At 59.6% G+C, this 23671-nt stretch carries 28 protein-coding genes; 14 read left to right on the top strand and 14 right to left on the bottom strand.

Going from position 1 to position 23671, the window contains the following annotated elements:
* Window positions 1-2 precede the first annotated feature (2 nt).
* The gene (locus tag ABIC94_RS18705) at window positions 3-494 is read right to left on the bottom strand and encodes an HNH endonuclease (protein WP_354374493.1); all 492 of its coding nucleotides are present in this window, start codon (window positions 492-494) and stop codon (window positions 3-5) included.
* A gap of 94 nt (window positions 495-588) precedes the next feature.
* A complete protein-coding gene (locus ABIC94_RS18700; protein ID WP_337295338.1) occupies window positions 589-1047 on the bottom strand; it encodes an SRPBCC family protein in 459 nt (152 codons plus the stop codon).
* A 63-nt stretch (window positions 1048-1110) separates the two neighbouring features.
* Between ABIC94_RS18700 and ABIC94_RS18695 the strand changes: the two genes are divergently transcribed.
* A complete protein-coding gene (locus tag ABIC94_RS18695; protein ID WP_337295337.1) occupies window positions 1111-1479 on the top strand; it encodes a MerR family transcriptional regulator in 369 nt (122 codons plus the stop codon).
* A gap of 208 nt (window positions 1480-1687) precedes the next feature.
* Here ABIC94_RS18695 and ABIC94_RS18690 read toward each other — a convergent pair whose 3' ends face one another.
* The 5 genes from ABIC94_RS18690 to ABIC94_RS18670 form a co-directional block, all read right to left on the bottom strand.
* Window positions 1688-1987, bottom strand: coding sequence for a hypothetical protein (locus tag ABIC94_RS18690; protein ID WP_354374492.1), 300 nt, complete (start codon window positions 1985-1987; stop codon window positions 1688-1690).
* A gap of 178 nt (window positions 1988-2165) precedes the next feature.
* A complete protein-coding gene (locus ABIC94_RS18685) occupies window positions 2166-2576 on the bottom strand; it encodes a DUF6678 family protein (RefSeq protein WP_354374491.1) in 411 nt (136 codons plus the stop codon).
* Window positions 2577-2668: 92 nt separating this feature from the next.
* Complete coding sequence (locus tag ABIC94_RS18680; RefSeq protein WP_354374490.1) at window positions 2669-2920, bottom strand: hypothetical protein; 252 nt, start codon at window positions 2918-2920, stop codon at window positions 2669-2671.
* A gap of 640 nt (window positions 2921-3560) precedes the next feature.
* Window positions 3561-3938 carry a hypothetical protein gene (locus tag ABIC94_RS18675; protein WP_354374489.1) on the bottom strand — a complete coding sequence of 126 codons (378 nt, stop codon included), beginning with the start codon at window positions 3936-3938 and terminating at the stop codon, window positions 3561-3563.
* Between the two features lie 677 nt (window positions 3939-4615).
* Window positions 4616-4846 carry a hypothetical protein gene (locus ABIC94_RS18670; RefSeq protein WP_354374488.1) on the bottom strand — a complete coding sequence of 77 codons (231 nt, stop codon included), beginning with the start codon at window positions 4844-4846 and terminating at the stop codon, window positions 4616-4618.
* 92 nt (window positions 4847-4938) lie between these two features.
* Between ABIC94_RS18670 and ABIC94_RS18665 the strand changes: the two genes are divergently transcribed.
* From ABIC94_RS18665 to ABIC94_RS18625, 9 genes are all read left to right on the top strand, one after another.
* Complete coding sequence (locus ABIC94_RS18665; protein WP_354374697.1) at window positions 4939-5259, top strand: DUF3658 domain-containing protein; 321 nt, start codon at window positions 4939-4941, stop codon at window positions 5257-5259.
* A gap of 396 nt (window positions 5260-5655) precedes the next feature.
* Entirely contained in the window at window positions 5656-5907 is a 252-nt protein-coding gene (locus ABIC94_RS18660) for a hypothetical protein (RefSeq protein ID WP_354374487.1), read from the top strand.
* Between the two features lie 100 nt (window positions 5908-6007).
* Window positions 6008-6484 carry a hypothetical protein gene (locus tag ABIC94_RS18655; protein ID WP_354374486.1) on the top strand — a complete coding sequence of 159 codons (477 nt, stop codon included), beginning with the start codon at window positions 6008-6010 and terminating at the stop codon, window positions 6482-6484.
* A gap of 77 nt (window positions 6485-6561) precedes the next feature.
* Window positions 6562-6975 (top strand): hypothetical protein, encoded by a 414-nt coding sequence (locus tag ABIC94_RS18650; RefSeq protein WP_354374485.1) that lies wholly within the window; start codon window positions 6562-6564, stop codon window positions 6973-6975.
* A gap of 450 nt (window positions 6976-7425) precedes the next feature.
* Window positions 7426-7908, top strand: coding sequence for a hypothetical protein (locus ABIC94_RS18645; RefSeq protein WP_354374484.1), 483 nt, complete (start codon window positions 7426-7428; stop codon window positions 7906-7908).
* Window positions 7909-7977: 69 nt separating this feature from the next.
* Window positions 7978-8316: a hypothetical protein gene (locus ABIC94_RS18640; RefSeq protein WP_354374483.1), complete on the top strand. Its 339-nt coding sequence runs from the start codon at window positions 7978-7980 to the stop codon at window positions 8314-8316.
* Window positions 8317-8549: 233 nt separating this feature from the next.
* Window positions 8550-9071, top strand: coding sequence for a hypothetical protein (locus ABIC94_RS18635; protein ID WP_354374482.1), 522 nt, complete (start codon window positions 8550-8552; stop codon window positions 9069-9071).
* 959 nt (window positions 9072-10030) lie between these two features.
* Entirely contained in the window at window positions 10031-10396 is a 366-nt protein-coding gene (locus tag ABIC94_RS18630) for a hypothetical protein (RefSeq protein ID WP_354374481.1), read from the top strand.
* A gap of 79 nt (window positions 10397-10475) precedes the next feature.
* Window positions 10476-10859, top strand: a complete 384-nt coding sequence (locus tag ABIC94_RS18625; RefSeq protein WP_354374480.1) for a hypothetical protein — start codon at window positions 10476-10478, stop codon at window positions 10857-10859.
* A gap of 136 nt (window positions 10860-10995) precedes the next feature.
* Here the strand turns inward: ABIC94_RS18625 and ABIC94_RS18620 are convergent, their stop codons facing one another.
* Together ABIC94_RS18620 and ABIC94_RS18615 are read right to left on the bottom strand one after the other, a co-directional pair.
* Window positions 10996-11742: an SDR family NAD(P)-dependent oxidoreductase gene (locus tag ABIC94_RS18620; protein WP_354374479.1), complete on the bottom strand. Its 747-nt coding sequence runs from the start codon at window positions 11740-11742 to the stop codon at window positions 10996-10998.
* Between the two features lie 10 nt (window positions 11743-11752).
* A complete protein-coding gene (locus tag ABIC94_RS18615) occupies window positions 11753-12163 on the bottom strand; it encodes a DoxX family protein (protein WP_354374478.1) in 411 nt (136 codons plus the stop codon).
* An 88-nt stretch (window positions 12164-12251) separates the two neighbouring features.
* On the opposite strand from ABIC94_RS18615, the gene ABIC94_RS18610 reads away from it, so the two are divergent.
* Window positions 12252-12647 carry a winged helix-turn-helix transcriptional regulator gene (locus tag ABIC94_RS18610; RefSeq protein ID WP_354374477.1) on the top strand — a complete coding sequence of 132 codons (396 nt, stop codon included), beginning with the start codon at window positions 12252-12254 and terminating at the stop codon, window positions 12645-12647.
* Between the two features lie 262 nt (window positions 12648-12909).
* Window positions 12910-13053: a hypothetical protein gene (locus ABIC94_RS18605; protein ID WP_354374476.1), complete on the top strand. Its 144-nt coding sequence runs from the start codon at window positions 12910-12912 to the stop codon at window positions 13051-13053.
* A 27-nt stretch (window positions 13054-13080) separates the two neighbouring features.
* Here ABIC94_RS18605 and ABIC94_RS18600 read toward each other — a convergent pair whose 3' ends face one another.
* From ABIC94_RS18600 to ABIC94_RS18580, 5 genes are all read right to left on the bottom strand, one after another.
* Window positions 13081-14151, bottom strand: a complete 1071-nt coding sequence (locus tag ABIC94_RS18600; protein WP_354374475.1) for a hypothetical protein — start codon at window positions 14149-14151, stop codon at window positions 13081-13083.
* Window positions 14152-14420: 269 nt separating this feature from the next.
* Window positions 14421-14870, bottom strand: a complete 450-nt coding sequence (locus tag ABIC94_RS18595) for a hypothetical protein (protein WP_354374474.1) — start codon at window positions 14868-14870, stop codon at window positions 14421-14423.
* An 840-nt stretch (window positions 14871-15710) separates the two neighbouring features.
* Complete coding sequence (locus ABIC94_RS18590) at window positions 15711-16271, bottom strand: hypothetical protein (RefSeq protein ID WP_354374473.1); 561 nt, start codon at window positions 16269-16271, stop codon at window positions 15711-15713.
* 1111 nt (window positions 16272-17382) lie between these two features.
* Entirely contained in the window at window positions 17383-17769 is a 387-nt protein-coding gene (locus tag ABIC94_RS18585) for a hypothetical protein (protein ID WP_354374472.1), read from the bottom strand.
* Window positions 17770-17864: 95 nt separating this feature from the next.
* The gene (locus ABIC94_RS18580; RefSeq protein ID WP_281148694.1) at window positions 17865-19154 is read right to left on the bottom strand and encodes a phospholipase D-like domain-containing protein; all 1290 of its coding nucleotides are present in this window, start codon (window positions 19152-19154) and stop codon (window positions 17865-17867) included.
* Between the two features lie 698 nt (window positions 19155-19852).
* Here ABIC94_RS18580 and ABIC94_RS18575 point away from each other — a divergent pair.
* Together ABIC94_RS18575 and ABIC94_RS18570 are read left to right on the top strand one after the other, a co-directional pair.
* Window positions 19853-21322 carry a sensor domain-containing diguanylate cyclase gene (locus ABIC94_RS18575; protein ID WP_354374471.1) on the top strand — a complete coding sequence of 490 codons (1470 nt, stop codon included), beginning with the start codon at window positions 19853-19855 and terminating at the stop codon, window positions 21320-21322.
* A 469-nt stretch (window positions 21323-21791) separates the two neighbouring features.
* A partial coding sequence (locus ABIC94_RS18570) for a type IV pilus secretin family protein (protein ID WP_354374470.1) occupies window positions 21792-23671 on the top strand: 1880 nt, incomplete at its 3' end.

Raw genomic sequence — 23671 nt, 5'->3', positions numbered from 1 at the left:
GGCTATGCAACGGCGCCAAATTTTTTTGTTAACGCCCCCGAATCCGGATGGTCGTCCTTCAGAGCAGGGAAGCGAATCTTCTTGCCCCCGTACTTCTCATACGCCGATCCGAAGAGTGTGTCAGCGATGTGGATGCGGCCGGTCACATCGATCTTGAGCACTCCAAGATCAAACAGCGTGTGGACATCGGCTCGCAGCAGAAGCCTGTTGACCACATGGTTGGTGTCGCCGTCCATATAGGGAATGATGTGGGCGGCCTCAAGCACTGCTTCGATCTCGCAGCCAGTGACCGCACACTTTCCGCCATACGCCCTTATCAGGTCCTTCCTGAATTTCGGCTGGCCGCGACGGCGGACAATCTCCGCCATGACCTTCTGGCGCCCGTCGACCAAGTTGTCCGAGTCAAAATCCACCGGGTCGACTGTGGCTTCCGCTGTGGCCAGATCTTGCTCGTAGGCTGGTGGAGGGACAACGGTTGAAAAGATCTTCTCCACGAAGTCTTCCAGGTTGCCGTACGTGCCGCGAATTTTTGCAAGACGCTCGTCCCCGATCCTTGCGAACCCGCGGTCAAGATGGGTCGCCGCGCGCTTACGCCTGTCCGGATTCCAAGATCTTCTTTAGACGACGCATTGCCGCATCGGCGCGCTTCTGCATCAACTGTCGAGCGAGGGGCAAAACCGTCCAGCGCGCCATGGGCGCGCTGTTTCTGCTTAGCATGCGCCATTGCACCTTGCACGCATTCAACCCGGCATCCTGGAACTGAATCTCCATGCGCGGCCTCAACAGCGCAAGGGCGCCCTCCGTGACGATTCTCCAAGGCGGGTCGACTTCAATCACTCGAATGCCAACAGAGCGCCGGCCACGCAGCGGCATGAGAAATATCTCGTCGTACTGCTTTCCAACGGTGGCCGGTGCAACGTTGTCGCGTGACGTGACTTCCACTACCGCCGGGAACCATTGGGCGAAGTTTGTGAGATTCGTCACGTAGTCGAAGACCCTCACTCTAGGGAGTTCGATGACGACGCTTGTGCTGCCGAGCAAATACATAGGCATCTCCTTGAATTGAAGGTGATGCTAAAGTGTGAACCCCAGTTCACAGTCAAGAACTTTATGGAGATCGCGGAACTCGAAGCGCAAACTGGTCTTGGCCGTGACGCCATCCGGTACTACGAGCGGCGCGGCTTGCTGGGCAAAATCCCCCGCAGCGCGAACAACTATCGCGACTATCCTTCGTCGCTAATAAAAGAAATCAAGCTACTGCGCAGCATGCAGGCGCTCGGCTTTTCTTTAGACGAGATTCACGAGGTGCTGAAGGGATTGCGCTCGGGCGGGATCCATTGCATGGCGGGTGCCCGCCTGCTGGCTGAGAAGCGGCAAAGTGTCGAACAGCAGATTCACAGATTGCGGGAAGTCAGCAGTCTGTTGGCGCACGAGCAGTCGCGCTTGGAGGAACGGGCTCGCCGTCATGACCGGCGATAGCATCAAGCCTGGCCCATCGGGGCTAATGCCCGCTATTGGCCGACTGTAGCCGGTCGCGCAACCATCCAACTTCCCCCTCAATCTGTTTGCCAAGTTGCTCGGCGGGAGTGGCGCGATTTTCTGTCGAGCTCGGAACGTTCGCCGACGATGCCTATGCCGTCGGCGAAGGCGGTCTTAGTTCGGGGATGGGGTCAGCGGCGCGACGCGGTCATCGCTCACGAACCAATTGGGAGTATTGCCAGACTCCCCAGATCGCTCCCACGGTGATGCCGATCCCGACGCTTAGGCCGACCGACAACCCAAACCCGAAGGCCAGGAGCAGCATCAACCCGGCACAGACCAGCCCGATGAAAATCAACGTGACGAAATTAAAGCGCGCGACCTCGAACGTGTCTTTGGCAACACTGCGGGGACTGCGACCGTGCTTGCTGCGCTGACGCCTGAACACCAAGACATCCATAACAAGTTCGAAGAAGCCAATGCACAGATCGGCCAAGATGCTCCACATTGGGTCGCTCCATTCGGGTGAACACCCTAGGTTGTCGCTATTCTCGGATTTGGTCCGACCAGGGTGGTGTGTCGGATGACGGCGGAATGTTACTGTGCTTCCGACAAGGCATGCTGTCGCAACTAGCTATCTCGCACGCGGGGTTGACCGTGCTCGGGCAACGTCCGGTGTTGGCCGCTTACTGCCATTCTGGTTGTGGACCGGGCCGCGTGTACCCCCAAACCCGCACAATGCCAGCTTCAAGCGAGTACGGGATGCTGAGACGCTGGAGCGTGTCGCGTAGCCAGGTCGAAGACGCAGCTTGCAGTTCCATCCACTCCAATTCTGCAACGGGATGGACGTGATAGTAAAACTCGCCGTCCCACGCAGTGCAGAAGTCGGGCGGCGCGAACACGCTGCGAGCCCGGAACTGGGGCTGCAGCTCGGAAGGCGCCGCGAGCAGCTCGGTCCGAAGCTCCGCCCACTTTGTGTGATTGAGCACTGGATGCAGTTCACCGCGCTTAACCATGCCTGCTAGACGCTTCATGTCCGCCTCACTCGGCCGGGGCATCGTCTTGGGGCCCCATTCAAATTTATGTTCGACGGTCACGCGGTCCCTCCGAGTCCAACATTCTTCCTGATCGAATTCTGCAGCGCCTCTGAAGGGCCGCTCCTGTCTGCATTCTGTCCTTGCTGGCGAGGTCAGGAAAAGACTAATGTCAGAAGCGCGAACATGGCCAAGATGAATATGAAAGCCAGCCCGTCGAAAAACATGACGCTACGGGCGACAAGGCGAGGCAAGCGCGCGGCGAACGCTCGCAATCGGTCTGCGGACGGATGGCCGCGAGGATACATTGCCGCAGCGACCAAGCAGCCAATAATGACCAGGGCGCCGAGCAACAGCGCCACGGCCGCGAAGGCCAGCAGAAACCCAAACGCAGGAAAGTTGTTCATCAGTTGGTGCGCCCTGAGGTGCTTGCGAAGGTCCGGTCTAGGCCGAATGTTGTCACACCATGCGAAGATCGCACCTTACTGGTCGGTCTTGTCTCTGCAGGCTGGCGATAACCGAACGACAGAGGCTCCACCGGTCGTGCCAGATGGGGACTCGGACAAATGAAACTCATGAAAATGCAGCGTCCCATGTGGATTCGGATTGCGGTCGTACTCTCTGGAATATGGACTGCCCTGATTTTTGGGCTCGTTACGAATGCTATCTGGAGAGCTCCGACATTCGAGGCCGCTGCAAACATGCCGTGCAGCCAGTTCTTACTGCCAATTGCTCGACCGGTCGAGCAAGCGCTCCAAAGAATGGACTCGCGTCTGTTTTTCCCCTTCGTTCGATGGCAAGACACGCGCTCCGGTGAGACGATCACCCCGTTTCGCAGGGACGAGCAGGGGCTTCACTGCGACACCATCGAGGCAAGGGCCAAGTTGTTCCTAAAGGCGGCTCGCACGGGTTCGATACTTCCACGAGTTTCTGTGCACCGACGCAGTTTGGCTGCGCTTGTTGGCTTACCTTGCTGTATGTTCATCATGAGCTGTTATCTGCTGTTTGGCAGAAGGTCCTCTGTTGAGATGAATCCAAGGTCGCCTGCTATTTGATTTTCTCGAATTGAAGAGGTACAGCGGAAGAGAACTGGTATGTCGCATAGCCGTTCTCAAGATCTTGAAAACCAACTTCGATGCGCTTTTTTGCGGAGGCCGCTTTCAAGAAGCCGGCGGAGTCTTGTAATACGACCCTTCCAGGCCAGTTCTTTACGGGAAGGGCATGGAAGTCGATTGCCGGGTCGTTGTCGAATCGGATCTTCACTATGCAGCCTTCGGGTTTGCAGTCGAGAGCCCCGGCCTTCGGTGGCCTTTGCTCAATGCCCAATGCGACAACGACCGGCTTCGCCGCCCGTCTTTCAACCGTCAGATATCCAAAATTCGTCTGCTTCGTGGAGGCTGGCAGGGGCAGCGTGTTGTGACTCATCAGGTTTGCTTCAGGATGAGGCTGTCCTGACATTAGGTCCGCCCCTTGCCCATAAGTCCACGTCTGCTGCGTGGGGAAACTTGGCTCCGCAAAAGTATGTGCAGCCCATGCACTGGCGCCAACCGCGATCCAAGAGGCAATTCGAGGTCGACGGGTACACGTCTTTGATCTTGAAATTTGCATGTCACGAACTCCACGTTGGATTGCGCGAATGTGCAGATACGGCGAACGTCCGGTTTTGGCCGAAGTCTGCCTGTCATCGCGCTCCGTCTGCCCACGCCTCAGCAATCAGTTCCAGGACGGAGCAGTAGGGTCGAAGCGCGGCGACCACCTCGTTCGCGAGAGCGTTTTGAACTGCGAGGTCGGGCTCGCGCTGCGGAAATACGGATAGGCTGTACTTTAAGTACGGCCACGACCTCTCGCCGTTCCCAAGCTTGCTCCTGTCACGGAGCGGGTTCTCGGAAAACTTTAGGACGTTACCTTGTACAAGTAGGTAACCGCCTTGTCGGGTCCCATGGAGTGAGAGTTGCAAGGCGTCAAGGAGCTCCGCTTCAGTGCGCTCGGACTCGACGAGGACTTCAAAAGTAGGGTCCATCGGGCAGCTTTCATGGAACGACAGTTGGCTTCTGGACAGATTCTGCCTCGGCGGCGAGCGTCTGGTTTTGGCCGCATCTTGTCTAACCGTACAAGATTACTGCGCCCACAAAGTAAGCCGCGATCAGCGTTGCTGCAAGAATCTTTGCGATATGCAGGAGCCTTTCAGGTGACAGCCTGCTCTTCATCGGATGTTCCTCAGGCAACAGCTTCTTCAGCACCCAAGCCCCGAAGATCAACAGAAGGAGCAGTGTCACGCAGGCGAGCAAGAAGAAGCCCTGGATGATGCTCTTGCCGCTCAATTCCATACTCAAGTAACTTTCCGCATTGAAGCTCGAATGTCTGGTGTTGGCCGATTCCTGAAGTCTAGCCTTGGAGCGGGTGAGCGGCTACCCACCAAGATGGGATCGCTAGCCGCTTACCGACAAACAACGATGACATCGACGACACCGAGCTCTCGCTCGCAGAGGATGCGCGGGTTGCAAAGCTGTCTCAAGCCGAACTGGCGCTCATCGATGCGGCACTTCTTTCGCAGGTCTCCGACGATTGGAGGAAGGTCGCACGCGTGGTTGGGATGGCGATGCTGTCGATGCAAGACCGCCCAAGCGGAGTTCCCGACGTCTTCTTCGCGAAGCGGGTCGGACTGCTTGTCGAATCCGGCCAACTTGAGTCGCAGGGCGACCTGCGGCGGATGCGTTTTACCGAAGTGCGGCGTAGGTCTGTTTGACGGCAGAATTCGGCCAGAACCGGTCATTCAGGGAGGCCGCAAAATGCGCTGTGTTTGTCCCGCCCAATCAGACCATGGATCGTCGGACCTTGCTTCCCGCTCTTGAATCGCCGCTCTCCGAGTTCGTGCCGGAAGTTGCCTCGGCTCGGGAGGTCGTGATGTCAGGCTTAGACTGGCCGACTCCATATTGGCCTGAGTTGGCCGTGACTTGGCTCGAAGATGGCCTGCCGATGGACGACGAGATTGCCAGGATGCTCTCGAGGATTGCGGGTACCAAGACCTTCCCGCAGAAACTCAGGCATCGCAGCGCGGCCTTGGTGAGACAGTGGACTCGTCGTTAGCCACCAATCGGCCAATAGCCGCCGTTCAGCCACTGGTCGAAGTCATGGAAGCCACATGCGATTGTCCGATGTTCAAGCGCTAGAGCACCTCGCGGCGCGAATCACCTCCGGAGAATTGGTTGGCGAGGACGCCTTGGCAGCGCTACGGCCGTATTCAGAAGCAGAGGCTGCAGCCGTCAATGTCATTCACCTTCTTTATCACTTCGTCTCTGATGCAGACATACGAGCGATTGAACCTGAGTACGAGCGTAAGCAGACGCAGCGCCTGAAAGCGATTCTGGCCTCTTTGCAGCATGACGCCACGTGAGCCAGTCGTGCTCCGGTGCATAGTCCCTAAGGGCAAAATGCGGCCATTTGCCGACCTTCGCCGAGCCCCTCCAATTGCCCTCACCAGCCATCGGACACGAATGACTTCATCACCACTGCACGACGCCTTGCTCGAGGCAGGCTTCGCTGAACGCTACTACCAGTTGTGTGCAAAACACGAGAACCGAAAGGCCGAGCGTTGCCAGTGCCCTCACTCTGAGATAGTTGCGACGTTGAGCGACCTCGGGGAACTTGCGAAAGAGCGCGGGCCAGGTCGGACGTACACAATTCGTGCACCTGGCCTGCCCGTGAGCGTGGAGTTCGGCTTTTCCATCAAGGGCGAGGGCGTCTACATCGAGCCGTACTTGAATTTGCAAGAAGACTCGGTTCGTTCAGGAAGCAACTACGCGGTCCTTGCTTTTGGATCAATCACACTTGCTGGCAAGCAACCGCCGAAGCTGCCATACCCACGGCCCTTTTTCTTCAGTGTTTCCGAGCTGCGGGAGGTTGTTGCCGGCTGTCTCGAAATTGCTCGGCAAGTCAGCGCCCGCGTTGAAGCAAAGGGTGGCTCGGCTTGAGCTCAGTGGGCCGCGTCGCGCGACGTGCAGGATGCGGCCACAACCGGACCTTCCCACACTCAGCCTCCAGTAGAACCATGCAACGACACACTCTGTATGCGTACGTAGACGGCTCAGACCTAGATGACGTCGTCGCGCCCATCGAGGAAGCGCTCGTGGCGCTTGCCGCAGCGCCAGGCTGGGTCGCATCGAGGCCGACCGTGGTGAACCAGAAGAGAACCGTGATCGGCGGCTACCCTGACGATTTGCCTGACTGGGAGCTTGGCATCAACTTGGTCCTGCCCGACCAGGGCGACGAGCCCGAAGGTTGGTTCGGCGACGTTGCGCGCATCACCGAGCATCTCGCAAAACTGCACTCTGCTTTGGGCCGCGAGTTCGTCATCGGCATTACCGATAACGTCACGGGCGTGGCAGAGGACCTCTTCTTTGTCGAATCGGACGCGCCTGACCTAGTTGGGCTGCGTAGCGTCGTCGGCGTTCGCGGCGACTAGCATCAGCGGCTTGCGGCCAGAACCAGCCACTCGGCTAAGCGGTAGAGTTCGCAGGCAAAGGGACTTGTATTCATGAAAATTACTTGCCACTGCGGCTCAACCATCTACGACGCGACCGATAACATTCCGAACAAAGCTCGCTTTACGCCTGACCAAGGTTGGTGTGCGAAGTGGGATGACCTCGACGAGCATGTCATCGGTGCCGCATCCGCGGGTCAACTGACACCCGATGCTGCTTCTATGAGGGCGCGAGAGATTTTTTGGGGGGACGGTTTGCGCTCGATGTGGCAGTGCGAAACTTGCGGAAGGTTGTATCTGGATGGGCGGAACGGAAAATTGCAGTGCTTCGTACCATCGACGCCGGAGACAGACAGGACGCTGCTTCGCAAGACGCTCGTCGGCTAACGGCCAATAGCAGACCTCCATCGCGCAGCCGCGCTATACAGAAAAATGATTAGCAGAATCACTCAAGCCGCTTTGCTTCTCGTCTGCTCGGGGTTCCTGCAGCAGGTGGCGGCACAAGATTTTCGCAGTCTGTTCGCAACAGAGGCAGCCTTGTCGTTGGCAATGCTGTCCCGTTCGAACCTCTGTACTGAAATGGGGCGTATCGCGGACTCCTCCAATGACAAGAGATATTCGGGCACGAGCTTGGAGGAGCTCCTGTCGGGACTCGACAAGGTGACGGCGAATCCGGAGGTTCCGGACTTTTCCAGGCAGTTGGTAAAGCTGGTTGCGGTGGACGTGTTCAACCGCCCTCGGCCGCCAGGAGCGGCTGTTGGAGACGAAGTGACATTGGCATGCAAAGCTCAACTCATCGAGCAGATCACTATCAAGTCTGCTGCACCCATGCCGGACGCGGATAGGGAGGCACTGAAGATGGTTATGAGCAAGGACTACGTTCCTTTGGGCATGTCAAATGTAAGCCGCAAATAGGGACCCTAGCTCGTTGGATAGACCAGGCTGCAATCGGCCAGAACCAGACCTCCGCCCAGAAAGTTGAGCATGAAGCCTGACCCGCGTGACGACGAATGGCAAACGCTGTATCGCTCCCTAGGCGCGACGCTATCGCGGTTTGGCGAAGAGGATGCCTACGGCAAAGGTGATTACTGGATCGTCGACGACGACTATGGCGATACATCCCACAAGGTTTGTGTGTCGCGGCTCGCGTTCATTACGCCAGAGCTTGTTGCAGCGGTTCAGCGCTCGCTCTCTGACGTGCCGCACTGGAGGGTGCTGCTGCAGGTTGACGAGGAGGTCAACGGCTTGCCTGCCTCGTCGACTGGACTGACAGTGTGCTTTGACAGCGTTGAGCCGCATCCGAGTTCTCGAACTCGCCCGTAGTTCGGAATCCGGCCAAAAGCGGAACTACGTCACGACCCCTCCAGTTTTCCTGAGCCCGATGCCGTCATGGTCTGGTGTCCCTCAGCTCGCTTGAGCAATACGATTCGGCTTGGACCGCCAGAGGTCGGGCCCTTTCTTTACGGCCATCCGCCGGTCGAAGGTCTGGGCAGCGAAGTCGGCGACTACGGCTTCGATTGGTCCGTTCGCTCTACCATCTTTTTCTTATCCGTGCCATGCGTTTCTTGCTTTTAGTGTTTTTGTTCCTGGCTTCGTTCTCTTCTTGGTCGGCGGAGCTATCAACTGACGAGGAGCTCACTCTCGTTGAGTTGGTGAAAAGCGTTGTGAACGCATACGGAAGTGGCGATGCTGACAAGATCGTCGAATCGACTTTTGATCCCATCGTCACCGCTGCCGGTGGCTCAGAGTCCCTCAAGTTGAAGACAAGGCAGGCTATCGAGCAGCAGCGCCAGGCTGGTGTCGTCATAGAGAGCACGACGATCGGCAAACCGACCGCGCTCGTCGCCGCCGGCGAGTACCAGCTTTGCTTCGTTACAAGGGAAACTGTCATGCAGATGCCCGGCAAGCGTGGTCGAACCACGAGCTTTATGGTCGCGGTGCGTAAACCCGGAGCTACGGAGTGGCAGCTTATCGACGGCGCTGGCTTGCGTCAGCGTCCCCAGATTCTCTGGCTCCTCTTCCCGGAACTGCCGGAGTATTTGGCACTTCCCGTAAACAAGCTGGAGCTTCTACCATAAGCTGATATTCCGGCGTCGGTCAGAATCGGAACAAAAAATGACTGCAAGCTGCGTTCTGATGCTCTTCCTCGGCGCGACCTCGCTGTTCCCGAACTCAGGGAAGATGAAGTTTAGCGAGCAAGGGCAGAATGCGGCCAGAACCAGCCGTTCGCTGCGTCGGGAAGATACGAATAAAAGCGAGCATCGCACAAAGACAAGGAACCTACATGCCAACGTTCTCGATTTATGCGCACGAGGTCTTGGTTGGGTACTCCAGCTTAGAGTCGGGCGACCCTCCTATGGGCGTAGCGTTTGGCATATTTCAGCCGGCCCCGGGGTACTCAAATATCCGTGCCGAGTGCATTTCAAATCACGCTGATCAGACCCACCTTACGCTGACAGTGCGAACAGAAGACCAAACGGTCCTCACCTGTACTGGCGTGGGCATCATGGACTGCGACGACGGCCCCGATAGCATCGAGGTGAACGTCTTGGGCATTTCCTACCCGGCCTATGAGACGTTGTTTCCCGAGCACGTCGCAGCCTATGAGCGACAGTGGAACTGATCACGTCGGCTGTTCGCTGCGAGCCAGGTCACGACGACGGCGCGACTGGCTACAGTCGGCCAGAAGCGGAAACTGAAAATCACATGTCCAGTCAGCGAGGGTTCCCAGTTCACATCCTGCTGTGCGTCGCTCCATGGCTCGTGCCGCTCTGCCTTTGGGTCATTCCCCATCCCCTTGCCGGCCACATTGAGCCAGACGACCTTCGCAGGATCAAATTGGCGGCGATATGGTCGCTGTGTGTTGTATTTCCTGGCCTCGCGTGGTCCCTGATCGACTGGGCAACGACTCGGCGTTTAATCTCCGCTGCGGCGGCCGCTGTCGCGACAGGCTACCTTGTCTGGTATCCCTGGGACGGTCTCGCGTTCGTTCTGGAGCTGTAGGTTTTGGATTTCCGGCGGCTCGAGGCGGACGTGTATGAACAGCCGCTTCGGGCCGTTTCGCGACGGCAACGCGACCGGCTACAGTCGGCCAGAAGCAGCCATTGGCATCGCACGCTTAAAGAACATGAACCCAACCGCTCCTTTGGCGCTTTCGGCGCTCCCAGACCCGACGGACCGACAGGCGGTGTTCGCGTTCGCAATGACGTTCAACGGGTATGAGCACTTCGGGTCGAGCGAAGCGGCGTTCGCCGCGGCCCGTGAGCGCCGGCGGTCTTCGTTGGTTGATGTTCGCAATGAGCTCTTCCTCGCCGCCCGAGCCTCGCGACATGGAGACAACGACGACTACCTTGAGCGCTATCGGGAACTGTTGCCTGTCTTCCAGCGCCTACTCGCTGCGTAGCGGGTGAGGCCCGCACACAGTGGAAAGCTGAATACGGCCATTTCCGGACGTTCCACAAATCTGCTTAACAACACCAAGCATGAGCGCACAAAGCAATGAAATCGTGGTTGCATTGGCACGCAACTTCATGGCACTTCTTCAGACCGGTATGCCCGGATGGAATCGCGCATTCTTCCGTTTTGACGCAGACGACCTCAAGTACGGATCGATTGCTTCGTACGAACGCGATGGAAAGGTCAACCTGATTGACCCGTTTGAAACCAGCGATTTCTATTCGACGATGAACGAGATGGCCGTTGACCTACGAGAGGCGATGAGCCGTTCTGAGCCGAGATTTTGCGTGCTCTTACTCACGGTGGACTCGAGCTTTGACTACGAAATCAGATTCGAGAACGCCGACCCCTCGCGATGGCGGATTGCCAAGATGGACGGTGGCTCCGGCATTCCTATTGGTCTGACCTGACATCGATGTTGAGGCGGGGATTGCCTGTCAGCGAATGTCGGCTACCGAGCAATTCGTACCGCCGCTTCGGGCCCCAAGCGGCTGTACGCTTCTCTCCAAACCGGTCCTTCGGTAAGGCACCTGTCGCCGCGGGAAGTTAGCGGGCGGCGTCGATGATTTGGCCGCCGTCAGGGGAGAAGCTGTACCCCGTCAGGAATTGAGCATCCTTGCTGGCGAGGAACAATACGACGGGTGCGATGTCTTGCTCTGGTGAGCCATGCCGCGCAAGCGCGTTTGCCGGTGGAGGCACGTCGGCCGCTGCAGCGCCCCAAGTATCGGCAACAGGCATGACGTTGTTGACCGTGATGTTGTCCTTGCCCCACTCGTGTGCCGCTGTCCGTGTCAGCGCACGTACCGCCTCCTTGGCCATGTTGTAAGGGCCGTAGGGCGTGAGTCCGGTGACGCCGGCCAACGATGCGAAGTTGATAACTCGACCTTCGCCGCTCGCTTTCAGATGGGGATAGCAGGCCTGCATCGTTCGCAGGTATGCGATCGGGCCCATGTCAAAGTTGCGCTGCAACTGTGCGGAAGACAATTCGAGGACCGAGGCTTGAACCACCAAGGGATCAAATGCCACGTTCACCAAGATGTCGATGCCACCATAAGCCGCGACTACTTTTTTCGCCGCGAAGGAGATCTGTTCAGCGCTGCTCACATCGCAACGTACGCCCAAAGCCGTGCCGCCCGCGGCCTCGATGTCGCTAACGACTGCATCGATATTCGCCTGTGTGAGGGAGACAACAGCCACCTTTGCGCCTTCTGCCGCGAGCAGCTTGGCGGTGGCGCGCCCGATTCCGCGACCTGCGCCGATGACCATGGCTACTTTTCCATTGAGTCGTGTCATGCCTGTTCCTTTAAATGAGAGGTGCTTGGATCACCGCCACGGACGGTGCATGGGGCGATGGGCGTTCGCGAACGGCGTTTTGTGTCACGAAGGAAGCAACCAGGAGGATGAGTCCCACGGCCGCCGGAATCGCGCCTTTGGACTTGCGAACACCGAGGTGTGCCAAGGCAGACAGGATCAGGTGATAGAGGATGCCGGCGTAAGCCAGCTCACTGAGCGCGACGTTGAAGCGCAACAGGATCGCGAGAGGTCCGAGTACCTTGACCACGATCATGAAGGGCACCAGGTGGGGCGCCGAATAACCAAGGTCTGCTTGCGCATTCCGAACGAAATCGCCTTTGGCGATGTACATGGAGGCGGATGCGAAGTAGAGCAGCGAGAGCAGCGCGGTGCTGAGCCAGTAGATGTATGTAGCGGCCATGACCTGATCAGTTCCTTGAGTTCGACATGTAGCGAGGATGTCGACTAAGATGAATTCTGACAAGTAGGATGAATAAATAGTGCTTAGTATGAAAAACCAGACTAAAGGCGAGGCCGGGCTCAACATGCATGAGGAAATGCGCAGAGCATTTGCCTTGCTATCGGGCAAGTGGAAGCTTGAAATCATGTGGCTGGTCAACCAGCGCGTGTACCGCTTCGGAGAGCTGCGCAAGGCAATTCCCGGCATCACTCAGCACATGCTGACGGCTCAGCTTCGTGAGTTGGAGGCGGACGGCTTGGTGTTGCGCACAGTGTTCGCGGAAGTCCCCCCGCGAGTCGAATACGCAATCACGGAAAAGGCTCGCGGTCTTGGTCCGACGATGGAAGCGCTTGCGGCGTGGTGGACCGAGTACGGAGGAAGCTTGCCGGTCAAGACGCCTGCGCGTGGCCGTCCTGCAAAGGCAGCGAAACTAAATTCAAGGTAGTGTCCGACGGCTGCGACGGGCAAAGAGCCGACGGTCTTCACCGAGACGAATCTGCACCGGACCGCCGCTGACCCACGAGCATCGACACCAATGGCTGAGGGACCGAAGCAGCGAAGTTTCGGTTCTATTTCTTCACCGCACTTGGGCAATCGGTAGCAGGCATGGAGACGGTCACGCCAGCCTCATCTTCGATCTACGCGCGCCAAGTGCCGCGACCCCACGAGGATTTGACTTCGTTCGACCAGGAAGCGCTTCGAATCTCATGAAAGTCGATGCGAAGGACCGCTACTGGCCGTTAAGTGCCCGTGACGTCGTCGTATCGACGCCCTTCACCGGCTTGCATACCAAGCTGCAGGTGTTCCGCAGTGAGGAGCCCCACGACAACCGTTTGCATTGCACCGCTTGAGATGCGGGTCTTCGCCTCAGTGGCAGCTCAAACGGTGTTACTGGGTCTGGTGCCGAACATCGCTTGGACGTTTTCAGCCTGCAGGCCTCGGTAGGTGACGTTCAGGAAGTAAGGCGTCATGTTGTGCTGAACGCACCGCTGAACGAGCAACTCGAAGCGTCGTTCGACGTCGGCCTCGCCAGCCCAGTAGGCGAGAACGAGGTTTGCCTGGTACGGCTTGATGGCGATGGACTGCCGCGGCTCGCCCAGGTCGTAGGCCAGAAACCCCGGCACGGTCCGGCATTGTTCCAGCACCGGCAAAACCTCGCCTTCCAGCCAGTCGGTGGTGGCCGCCAAGAACTCCTCCAGTTGGCTGGGCTTTGAAATCTCGACCGGATTGATGTCGTAAGGGCCCGAGCGCAAGGGGCTGACGAAACGGTGCAGCGGCCCAGCGTTGAGAATATGCAGGTCGATTATGTGCTGAGGGTCGCACAGCGGCGCCAGTTCGACCGGCAGCACGGGCCGCATCCCTGCTGAGGTGCGAGCCTCGTAAAACGCACCATCCATCAGACTCTTCCATCCTAGCGAAATCCGCTGCTCGCCCAGTGGCGTATCTCGAAGCCAACGGGTTTGCATCGTGACAAGCGACGATCTCTCGATTTCCTGCCGAAATCCGTGCGCCGCCAGCCGCGGATGGACCAGCGCTCGCACCCGGTCTTCGATATCGGGCAACTTTGCTGGCACTGGCGCCGGGATGTGCCATGCCAAACGCTCGCGCCCCTCTGGCGACAGTCGGGAGGGACCGGGCACAAAGCATTCACCCGTGCTGTCGTCGTAGACGCTGAGCCCAAGCTCGACTGCAGCATCCACGAGCCGGGGATAGAAAACCGTCATGTCGTGGATGCCCACGGCTAACACGGCGTCGTTGGGCAAGTCCTTCGGTGAGCCAAAGTCCCAGTCATCACCATACTCCGGGAATGCGGCTTTCATGCGTTGGGCCAGCTTGACGAACTTTGGGTTCAGCGCAGCCCGTTGGTCCCACAAACGCTCAAACACCGCCTGCGCTTCGGCCAAACTCGTCGGGGTGGGCTGGTCCCAGATATGGATGACGTAACTCAATATCGACTCCTAAAGCGCTGCATATCCGTTCTGACCGAAGTCAGACTTGGCCGCACGTGAACGTTCTAGTGGCTGACTTTTTTTTTCTTCGCCAGGAATGCTGCCACCAGCGCGTTAGCGTAGGCGTTCGACGTTCGAATCGTACTTCCGCTCTTGGCCGACTGTAGCCTGCCGCTATGTCTGTGCAAAGGGCTCAAGGCCGCTCTAGTAACACCTCGGAAGCGGCCACATGGTGTTCGCGTCGCACGACCTGCAGCCCGTGCTCTGATTCAATCGCATCGAACGACGCCGAACTTCATGAACGGATCGTTGTTGCTGTAAGCGTAGCGGTACTCCACAACACCGCCAATCCGAAAGAACCGGTAGGTTTCGGAGCTTGGTTGGCACAAGCTTGGTTTAACTGATTGCGAGTAGCGATCTTGGAACTGCTCAAGAGTGACGCCGCTCTGCTTGAAATGTTTATTCGCTGTTTCAGCATCAAATGCAAACCTTCCCGACACCACGACGACGTGCTTCTCGGCGACCGCCGTTTCAATAGAGACCTGAGGGCTCGGCTTCATGGGCAGTTGCTGCTGGATCGCAGCGGCAAGCTTTTGAGCGGTACGACAAGCTTCCTGCAGAGCGGAAGCACACGGACCTTCTTGAGCCATTCCCAAGATCGGGACGAAGAGACCGATGAGGGCCAGACGATACCAAGGAGGATTGTTCTTTTGATTCACGATGCATCTCTTTTTCTACTAGATTCACTTCGGTCAGCACGTCGCCTACTCCAGGCCCATAGCCACCAAAGAATCCACCAGAGAATCAGGCCGCCGATGAGATCGCCAATTAAGTTGCTGGGCTCGATTCCAGTCGACGAGTAAATTCCCATCAACACGCCGGTGATCGCCCCAAACAAAAGAAACTTCCATCGATGCCTCGTGTATCGATCGTTCATTTCACTACCTCCTCAGTGCGTCGCAATCTTGAAGGGTGCCGCCAAGCTAACCCCGTCGACCTCTCTGGCTGCAAGACAGTTTGGCTCGGTATTCAAGGCCGCCTTTGCGTTCCTAAAGCTATGCAAGGAACGTCTGGTTCTGGCGGCATTCTGCCCGTCGGCCGGCGCCGCACTCATGAGGAAAACCGGCCAACAAGGCGCGCACATGCAGCGCGAACCTGCTGCCGGTGAAGAACCTCGAGCTCGCGCGCCTCGCGATCGCACTGCTCTAGCCAGGCCGACGCACACTGACTGCGGAGCTCGTGCGGCGGCAGGTGGTCCGATTCACTCGCAATAGCGACGAACAACGTGAAGTCCGGGTCATGGTCAAGCCGTGACACCTCAAATCTCAGGGCTGCCAACTGCCTGACACCCTCAACAAATGGGACCGTGCCATCCGCGAGGCCCCGAGCGGTGTCCACAACTGCCTTGTGCGCCGCGCGGAGATGGCCTTCGTCAAGCATGCTCACGTCGCTCCTCCACACATGTTCACTATCATTCGGCCTTGCCCTTCGAAGGTCAGCTATTGGCCGACTGTTGTCGCCCGTCTTGAGTAAAGACTAGTTCCGGTGGTCAAGTGCGTTCAGCGTACGTATGGACTGCACGCCGCGCTCTCCTTGAAGACATTGGCGACAGGCTCCTTGTGAATCGAATCATTGATTGACACGAGCCGACTGACAATGGAGAAGCAGCGGCCAGACTCGTACGAGTAGTCAATTTGATATTGTTCACTGGCGCGCGGAGTGAAGGTAACGGGCAGTTTGCAGCTTCGAGCAACTAATGCATCGTGAGGGCCCATCTGCGAGTACAGAACAGTGAATGGGTTGTTCGCATGCGCTCGTACTTCGATGGTTTCAGGCTTTGGCGTTCCGCTACTGCCAAGCATTGCCGGAATAACCCGCTCCGAATCCCCGGCCGCGTTGACGAACCTTGCCCCACCGATGAGTCCGATCGCCCGCGGGCCTTCGCACGCTTCTTTCTCGTATGTGTGAACCATCGCAAAGAGTCTGGCATCAGTGAGGTGCAGGCGGACAAGAGCGCCTCCCTCTTCCGGCTGAATGTATTTGGGTGTGCATGCGGCCAAGGCGAGGCCAGACAGCAACATCGCCGAGGTGGCAGCTGATCGGGAATGGGCAACGTTCATCAAAGTTCTCTTGGTCATTGCAGAAGTGGAGTTCAACTGAGGAAATTCTGGCCCCTCATCCCATCGCAGCGACCACAGCCGGGAAATCGGAAGGGCATGTCGAACTTCTGCTTTTGGCCGCATTGTGCCGATGGATATGGACCATGACTTCACTTCAGCAAGCCGTCGTCTACGAAGCCAACACCACAAGCGCGGCAGTAAAACCCGTGCGCAAACTGCTCTAGCGGGGTCTTCTGCAGTTCTTCCGGTTTGCACTCGTCGGTGGCTACTTGGTCGCGCCGCCGGTAGCCCGCTCGCTCCTCACCGGGAAACAGAACGCTTGGGCTTGCCTTCCCAATGAGAAGAATCTTTGCCCCGACATGTGCGTCACTATGGCACCGAGGGCAAGCTATCCCGGATTGCTGCGAAGCAGACATAGAACTCCTCTATTGACTGATGACGGTGAGGGACCGCTTCTGGCCGACTGTAGCCGGTCGCGCTGGCGTCGCGGAGGGGGCCCTGAGCAGTCTTACGATCCGCTTGAAAGCGGACGTTCTCCCAAATGGGTAACCACGCCCGCAGCAGCTAAGGGCAACGCAGAACTACTGACGCGCCAATAGCTTGGAGGGCCTCAGCGATCGGCCTGAGCTCCAGGTCTACCGGCCACCCTGCTTTGATCCTGAAATTGCCAGCTTCCAGCAATGCCTTAACTTCATTCGGGCTGTGGCCTGTAACTCGACGAATAATGCTGAACACCTTTGCTCGACTTGGGCCAACCGATGTCAGCCATAGTTCCGGATCTGGACAAGGAACATAGGAAAGAGGTGGCTCGAAGTCACCGAATTCCTGCTTCAAGCAATTCATAGCTTCGCTCAACGGCTTGGATGCCAAAGCTCGTGCTGCTGGTAGGTGGACAGGGCAAAACCATTCCATGGATCGAGGGTGCCCAACTGCGCCTTCACTAAGAGGCAAGAAGTCCGAGAAGCTGACGTATCCACCCCCGGTTTGGAAATGCCATGACTCGCAGCGGCAATCCTTGTGGCAAAGGTGACAGTAGGGAGGCTTCATATGGGCTTCTTCTGCAGATGACTGGATTCTGCCGGAGCCGCGAAGGACTGGTCTTGGCCAGTCGTCAGATGCGTCGCTCGTCCAGGGCACTCAAGGCGATTCGCGATGACGTCACGACGGCCTCGCTCGACCTTGGGAGCAAGTCATAAATCCGGTCTGAGTCCATCAGCTGCCGGACCGCATCATAAAGTTCCATGAGCTTCTGGCGCTGCTTCTCAGGTGTCGACAGGCCTCGGCGCATAGCTTCGACAACGGCCTCCGATTTGACCGCCGAAATGTCTTCGAACTGCTTTGACGAAAGATAGTCATAGCCGCGCAGCATGTCGGCCAACTCTTCTGCAGCGGCTTGCTCCTTCGCAGTCGAGAGAACCTTGCCGCTCTTCAACAAGTCGAGGTCTGATGCTTTTGCCAATGCCAAGACTACGTGAATCAGCTTCCGCGAGGGCAACATTCGAGTTCCTTGAAGATTTCAGAGGCGGCACGGAAGGTCCGGTTTTGGCCGTCAACCGCCTGTCGGCCCGGAAATCGTGATCGCGCGGCTTCCTGTCATAGCAGCTCGTTGAACGCGTAGAACACGTTGTCCTTGCAGCGATGCCACAGGCCGCGGTGCGCCCACGCGTCGGCCTGCAGCTCGATGCAGTCGCGCGTGTCGCGCTCGAAGATGGCGTCCAGTTGCGCGGCCAGCGCGTCGTCGCGCAGGCCGAGCGTGATTTCGTCGTTGGTTTCGAAAGAGCGGTCGTCGAAATTGCTCGAACCGATGGCGCACCACGCGCCGTCCACCGTCATCACCTTCTGGTGCAGCAGGCACTTCTGGTACTCGAAGATGCGCACGCCGCCGGCGAGCAGCAGGTGGAAGTTGCGGTGCGCGGCGTGCTGCACCATGGGCATGTCGGAAGCTTCGGCCGACGGCACCATCACGCGCACGTCGACGCCGCGCTTCGCCGCCTTGCACAGCGCATCAATCGCCTCGCTGTCGGGCAGAAAGTATGGGTTCTGGATGCGGATGCGCTGGCGTGCGATGCACACCACCAAGTGGTGCAAGATCTTCACCGCCGGCGGCGAACCTTCCGGCTTGATGCTCGCGACGTGCACGGCCACGTCGCCCATGCGGTTGAGCGGCGGGAACACCGCGTCGCCGACAAATAGCTCGCCAGTGTCTTCCACCCAGTTCTCGCTGAAGGCGGCCTGCACCGCATGCACGATCGGCCCCCGCAGGCGCACGCCGAGGTCGCGCACGTTGTCGCATTCCCGCCCTTCACCGAGCCAGCCGTCGACGATGCAGTGGCCGCCGACCAGGGCGACTTTGCCGTCGACCACCACCAGTTTGCGGTGGTCGCGGTCGTTGAAGACACCGATGTTGCGCACGTGGCGCGGGTGATGCATCTCGAGCAGGCAGCCGGCCTCCCGCAGTCGGCGCGACGCGGCCTCGCCCATCTTCTTGCCGCCGTCGGCGTCGACCAGCACGCGCACCGGCACGCCGGCGCGCCGGCGTTCCACGAGCGCATCGACCAGGTGCGTGCCGAGCACGCCGTCCTTCCACAGAAAGGTCTCGAAGTGCACCGAGCAGGCGGCCGCACGGATCTCCTCGAACATGGCATCGAAGAAGGCGCCGTTCTCAAGCAGCTCGACGGCGTTGCCTTCGTAGATGGTGCCCTGCGTCAGGCCCGAGAGCGAGGGCAGCAGCTCGGTGATCGGCGCTTCGCAGTCGATGACGAGCCGCGGGTCGCGATGGCGGCGGATCGACCAGATGACGAGGCCCAGCACGACGATCAGCAGCGCGAACACGAAGGCAAGCGCCGAAGGCCAGGACAGTGTTGCAAGGAAACCATCGCTCATGACGGTCGATTCTCTGTCATGTGCCCAACGCCCATCTGTGCCCGATTGACCATAGCCGCCGGTTTGTGTGCGCGCGCTTCAGGTCAAGCCACCTCGACTCCGAACGGAATCGTTGTGCGCGGCCTCGAACGGCTGCTAAGCCGCGAATTCTGCGGAGTGGCCGACCGGCCGCTTTTGGCCGTACTCAGTCAAACGCAATGCAGGATCGCTCACAGTACCCCTCTTGCCTGAACGAGCTGTTCAACGTCAGCGCCAACCACGGCATCGACGGCCACATGTTCGGCGATCGGGGTGCGAGGCCAATCGACCAAGCTGAGCGCCGACTTCTTCGTCGGCGCCCCCAATCTCGAAACCCGAGGGCTATAGGACCGCCAAGGTGACACTCATGTCCCTAAAACGCGACACGCCACGACGGAATGAATTTTGTCGGTATTTTTGTCGGTATTTGAAGAAGGGGAAATCCAGAAACCCAGCATCCATGCGGCTTCTGTCATGATTTTTCGTTCCTGTCGAAGCACCACGGCATCGCATCACGGCGTGTCGCCAGGCATCAGAAACCCGCACGCTCCAAAGCGTGGCGGGTTTTTCTTTGCCTCAGGCCGTCGCACGGCATAGCGATGTCATCGCAGAGAAATGTGGCTACGCATCAATGCAGCGTGCATGATTGCGAGCGCGCCCAGCGCGCGAAGGAGCAATCCATGCCGTCTTCCAGCGACTACGAATCGATGTTCGAGTTCGCGCCGATGTCGCTCTGGCTCGAGGACTACAGCGGGCTGCGCCAGCTGTTCGATTCATGGCGCAGCGCCGGTGTCATGGATCTGGTGGCCCACCTGACTGCCGAGCCGGAACATGTGGGCGAATGCATGGCGCAGCTGCGGGTGCTGAGCGTCAACCAAAGCACACTCACGCTCTTCGGTGCCCAGAGCCAGGCCGAGCTGCTGTCGCGGCTCGACAGTGTCTTTCGTGACGACATGACCGCACCCGTGATCTACGAGCTGGACCAGCTTTGGCGCGGAAATCTCTGCTTCGACAACCAGACGGTCAACTATGCATTGGACGGCCGCAGGCTCGACGTGCACGTGCGGGTGCAGGTGCTGCCCGGACACGAGGCGACATGGGACCGCGTGCTGGTGTCGCTGGACGACATCACCGAGCGCGTGCGGGCCGAGCAGCTGCGCCTGGAAAGCGAGCGCTATGCGCGCGAGCTGTTCGAGCGTTCGCCGGTGTCGTTGTGGGTGGAAGACTTCAGCGGGGTCAAGACCCTGCTCGACGACATACGCAAGCGGGGCATCAGCGACTTCACGACCTTCATCAAGGTGCATCCGGAGTTCGTCACGCGCTGCATGCGCGAAATCCGCGTGATCGACGTCAACCGGGAGACGCTGCGCATGTTCGGTGCGGCCGACAAGAGCGAGCTGCTGGACAACCTCTCCGGCATCTTTCGCGACGAGATGCACGACTCCTTCGCCGAACAGCTGCAGGACCTGTGGAACGGCAAGATGCTGCAGCAGCGGGAGGTCGTCAACTACGCGCTGACGGGCGACCCGCTGAACATCCACATGCAGTTTGCCGTGCTCGAAGACCGGCTCGCCACCTGGGATCTCGTGCTGGTGTCGCTGATCGACATCACGGCCCGGAAGAAGGCCGAGGCCTATCTCGAATACCTGGGCAAGCACGACGTGCTGACGCAGCTGCGCAACCGCGCCTTCTTCTCGGAAGAACTGAACCGGCTGTCGCGCAAGGGCCCGTGGCCGGTGTCGGTGCTGGTGATCGACATGAACGGCCTGAAGCCCGTCAACGACGAGGAAGGACACGCCGCCGGCGATGCGCTGCTGCGGCGCGTGGGCGAGGTGCTGAGCAAGGCAGTCGACGAGCCCGGCTGGCCCGCGCGCATCGGCGGCGACGAGTTTGCCGTGGTGCTGCCGAAGACGGACGAGCGCGGGGCCGAGGCCATGCGCGACCGCATCGCTTCCATGCTCGTGCTGAACAACCAGTTCTATGCGGGCCAGAGCGGGCGCGCGCTGAGCCTTGCGGTCGGGGTGGCGACCTGCGAGGCCGGCGACCTGCTGGACGCGGCGCTGCAGCGCGCAGACCGTGCGATGTACGCCGAAAAGGCCCGCCACTACAGCGACAGCGCGGCCGAACGACGTCGCGAAAAAGCTTCTTGAGTTTCTCGAACTCGCTCCAGTACTAGCTCGGAAATCGCGCGCATTCGACCGTGCCGCGGACTCTGCTTGTTGCGATTCCTGTCGAAGCACCATGTCAGGCACTCAAACACAAGGGTGCCGAAATCGGCGAGCGCCTGGCGATTAGCTCGAAAAATGAGCGTCTGAATTCCATTTTTCATGGCTAATGGAAACTACACGTTTCAGTAAACAATCAGGGCGCAAGGTTCCCGAATGACACATGGGGTCCGCATCGCTTGCAAGAGCCGAATCTCTTGCGAGCGATGCCGGGCGATGGATGCGAACGCGACCCCCGAGGGTCGGCGAAACAGCAACGGCGTGTGATTGATATCGAAATTCAAACCGCCGTTGGCGTCGTACCCCTCATGTTCCCTTTTCCCCTGCGGCTGCTGCGTGCCGCAATGATTCCCCTTGATGCTCGGCCATTCGATCTGAGACGAACCGCCCGCCAGTGAAAGACCTCGGCGCACGGGGCGCGCTCCGGTTCAGGTTCCTCCTTCGGGCCTTGTGCCTGGGCCTGCTTGCGGCCGGCGCGGTCGGCACCGCCTGTGCGCAAAACGCGATCAAGGCGGTCGCAAGCGCCATGCAACAGGGTGTGGAGGTGATCCAGATCGATCTGGCACGACCGCTCGCCGCCGTGCCCAGCAGTTTTTCGGTCGCGAGCCCCGCGCGCATCGCACTGGACTTCCTTGGCGCCACCAACGATGTCGGGCGCGCAGCCATCGAAGTGAATCAGCCCAACCTGCGCTCGATCAACGTGGTGCAGGCCGGCGAGCGCAGCCGCGTGGTGTTGAACCTCCGGCAGCCGGTGCCTTACACGGCAGAGCTGCAAGGCAATTCGGTGCGGGTCACGCTTCAGGCGGTTGCCGTTGCCGAGACACGGACCGTGGAAACGCCCGCGCCGGCCGAAGCCACGGCGGCGCCCGTTGTTCGCAGCAGCCCGATCACGCTCAATTTCTCCAACGCCGACATCGAGGCCGTGGCACGCACCATGGCGGTGGTCACCGGGCGCAATGTGGTGGTCGATCCGCGCGTGAAGGGCACGATGGACCTCGTGACCGACCGCCCCGTGCAGCCGGCCGCTGCCTTCAACCAGTTCGCCGCGGCGCTGCGTTTGCGGGGTTTTGCGGTGGTGGAGGCCGACGGCCTCTACAAGGTGGTGCTCGAAGCCAACGCCAAGCTGCAGAGCGTTGCCGTGAACACCTCCATCGGCGCTGTGCCTTCGTCGGGCAGCAACCAGGTCGTCACCCAGATCTTCAGGCTCAACCACGAGTCGCCCAACGCCCTGCTGCCGGTGCTGCGCCCGCTCATTCCGCCCAACAACACAATCAACGTGAACCCGGGCAACAACTCGCTCGTGATCACCGACTACGCCGACAACATGCGCCGGCTCGCGCGCATCGTCGCGGCGCTCGATGTGCCGAACGCATCCGATGTCGAGGTCATCCAGCTGAAGCACTCGATCGCCACCGACCTGATTCCGCTGGTGCAGCGGCTCATCGATGGCGGAGCGTCGGGTGCACCGAGCGTCAGCGAAGCACCGGGTGGCGCCGACGCGTCGTTCCGCACCACGCTCTTGGCCGACCCGCGCAGCAATGCGCTGATCCTGCGCGCCGCCAATCCGGCGCGTGCGCAACTCGTGCGCACGCTGGTCGAGAAGCTCGACCGCGCGCCGGCCGAAAGCAGCAACGGCGCGGCCGGCAACATCTACGTGGTCTACTTGAAGAACGCCGATGCCGTGCGCCTTGCGGCCACGCTGCGCGCCGCCATGGCCGCGAACCAGTTGCCCGGCACGCCGGGCTCCCCCGGCGCCGCGGGCGGCGGCCAGGCGCAGCCGCAAGCCAACATTCCGCAGGCCATGCAACAGACGAGCCTCAGCGGCCAAGGCGGCTCGGCGGCCGCCAACGCGCCGCTGAACAATGCCAACCAGCCTTCGACCGGCGGGCAGATCCAGGCCGACCCGTCGACCAACTCGCTGATCATCACGGCGCCCGAGCCGCAATACCGGCAGATGCGCGCGGTGATCGACAAGCTCGACGGCCGGCGCGCGCAAGTCATGATCGAGGCGCTGATCGTCGAGGTCAGCGCCAAGAAGGCGGCCAACTTCGGCGTCCAGTGGCAGAGCGCGCTGGGCAACAACGCGGTCATCGGCACCAATTCGAGCCTTGCGAGCGCCAACATCCTGGCGCTGACGCAGGCCCTGGCCACGCGCGACGTGGCCAACGTGCGGCCGTCATCGGGGCTGAACCTCGCCATCGCCGGCAAGATCGGCGGGCAGTACATCCTCGGCGCGATTGCGAACTTCTTCACCAGCGACGGCGACGCCAATGT

Origin of the sequence: Variovorax paradoxus, from assembly GCF_040544635.1 — a bacterium.
In the GTDB taxonomy this organism is placed as follows: Bacteria; Pseudomonadota; Gammaproteobacteria; order Burkholderiales; family Burkholderiaceae_C; genus Variovorax; species Variovorax paradoxus_R.
Note: the sequence above shows the minus strand (reverse complement) of the source record. Positions and strands in the feature narration are given on the sequence as shown.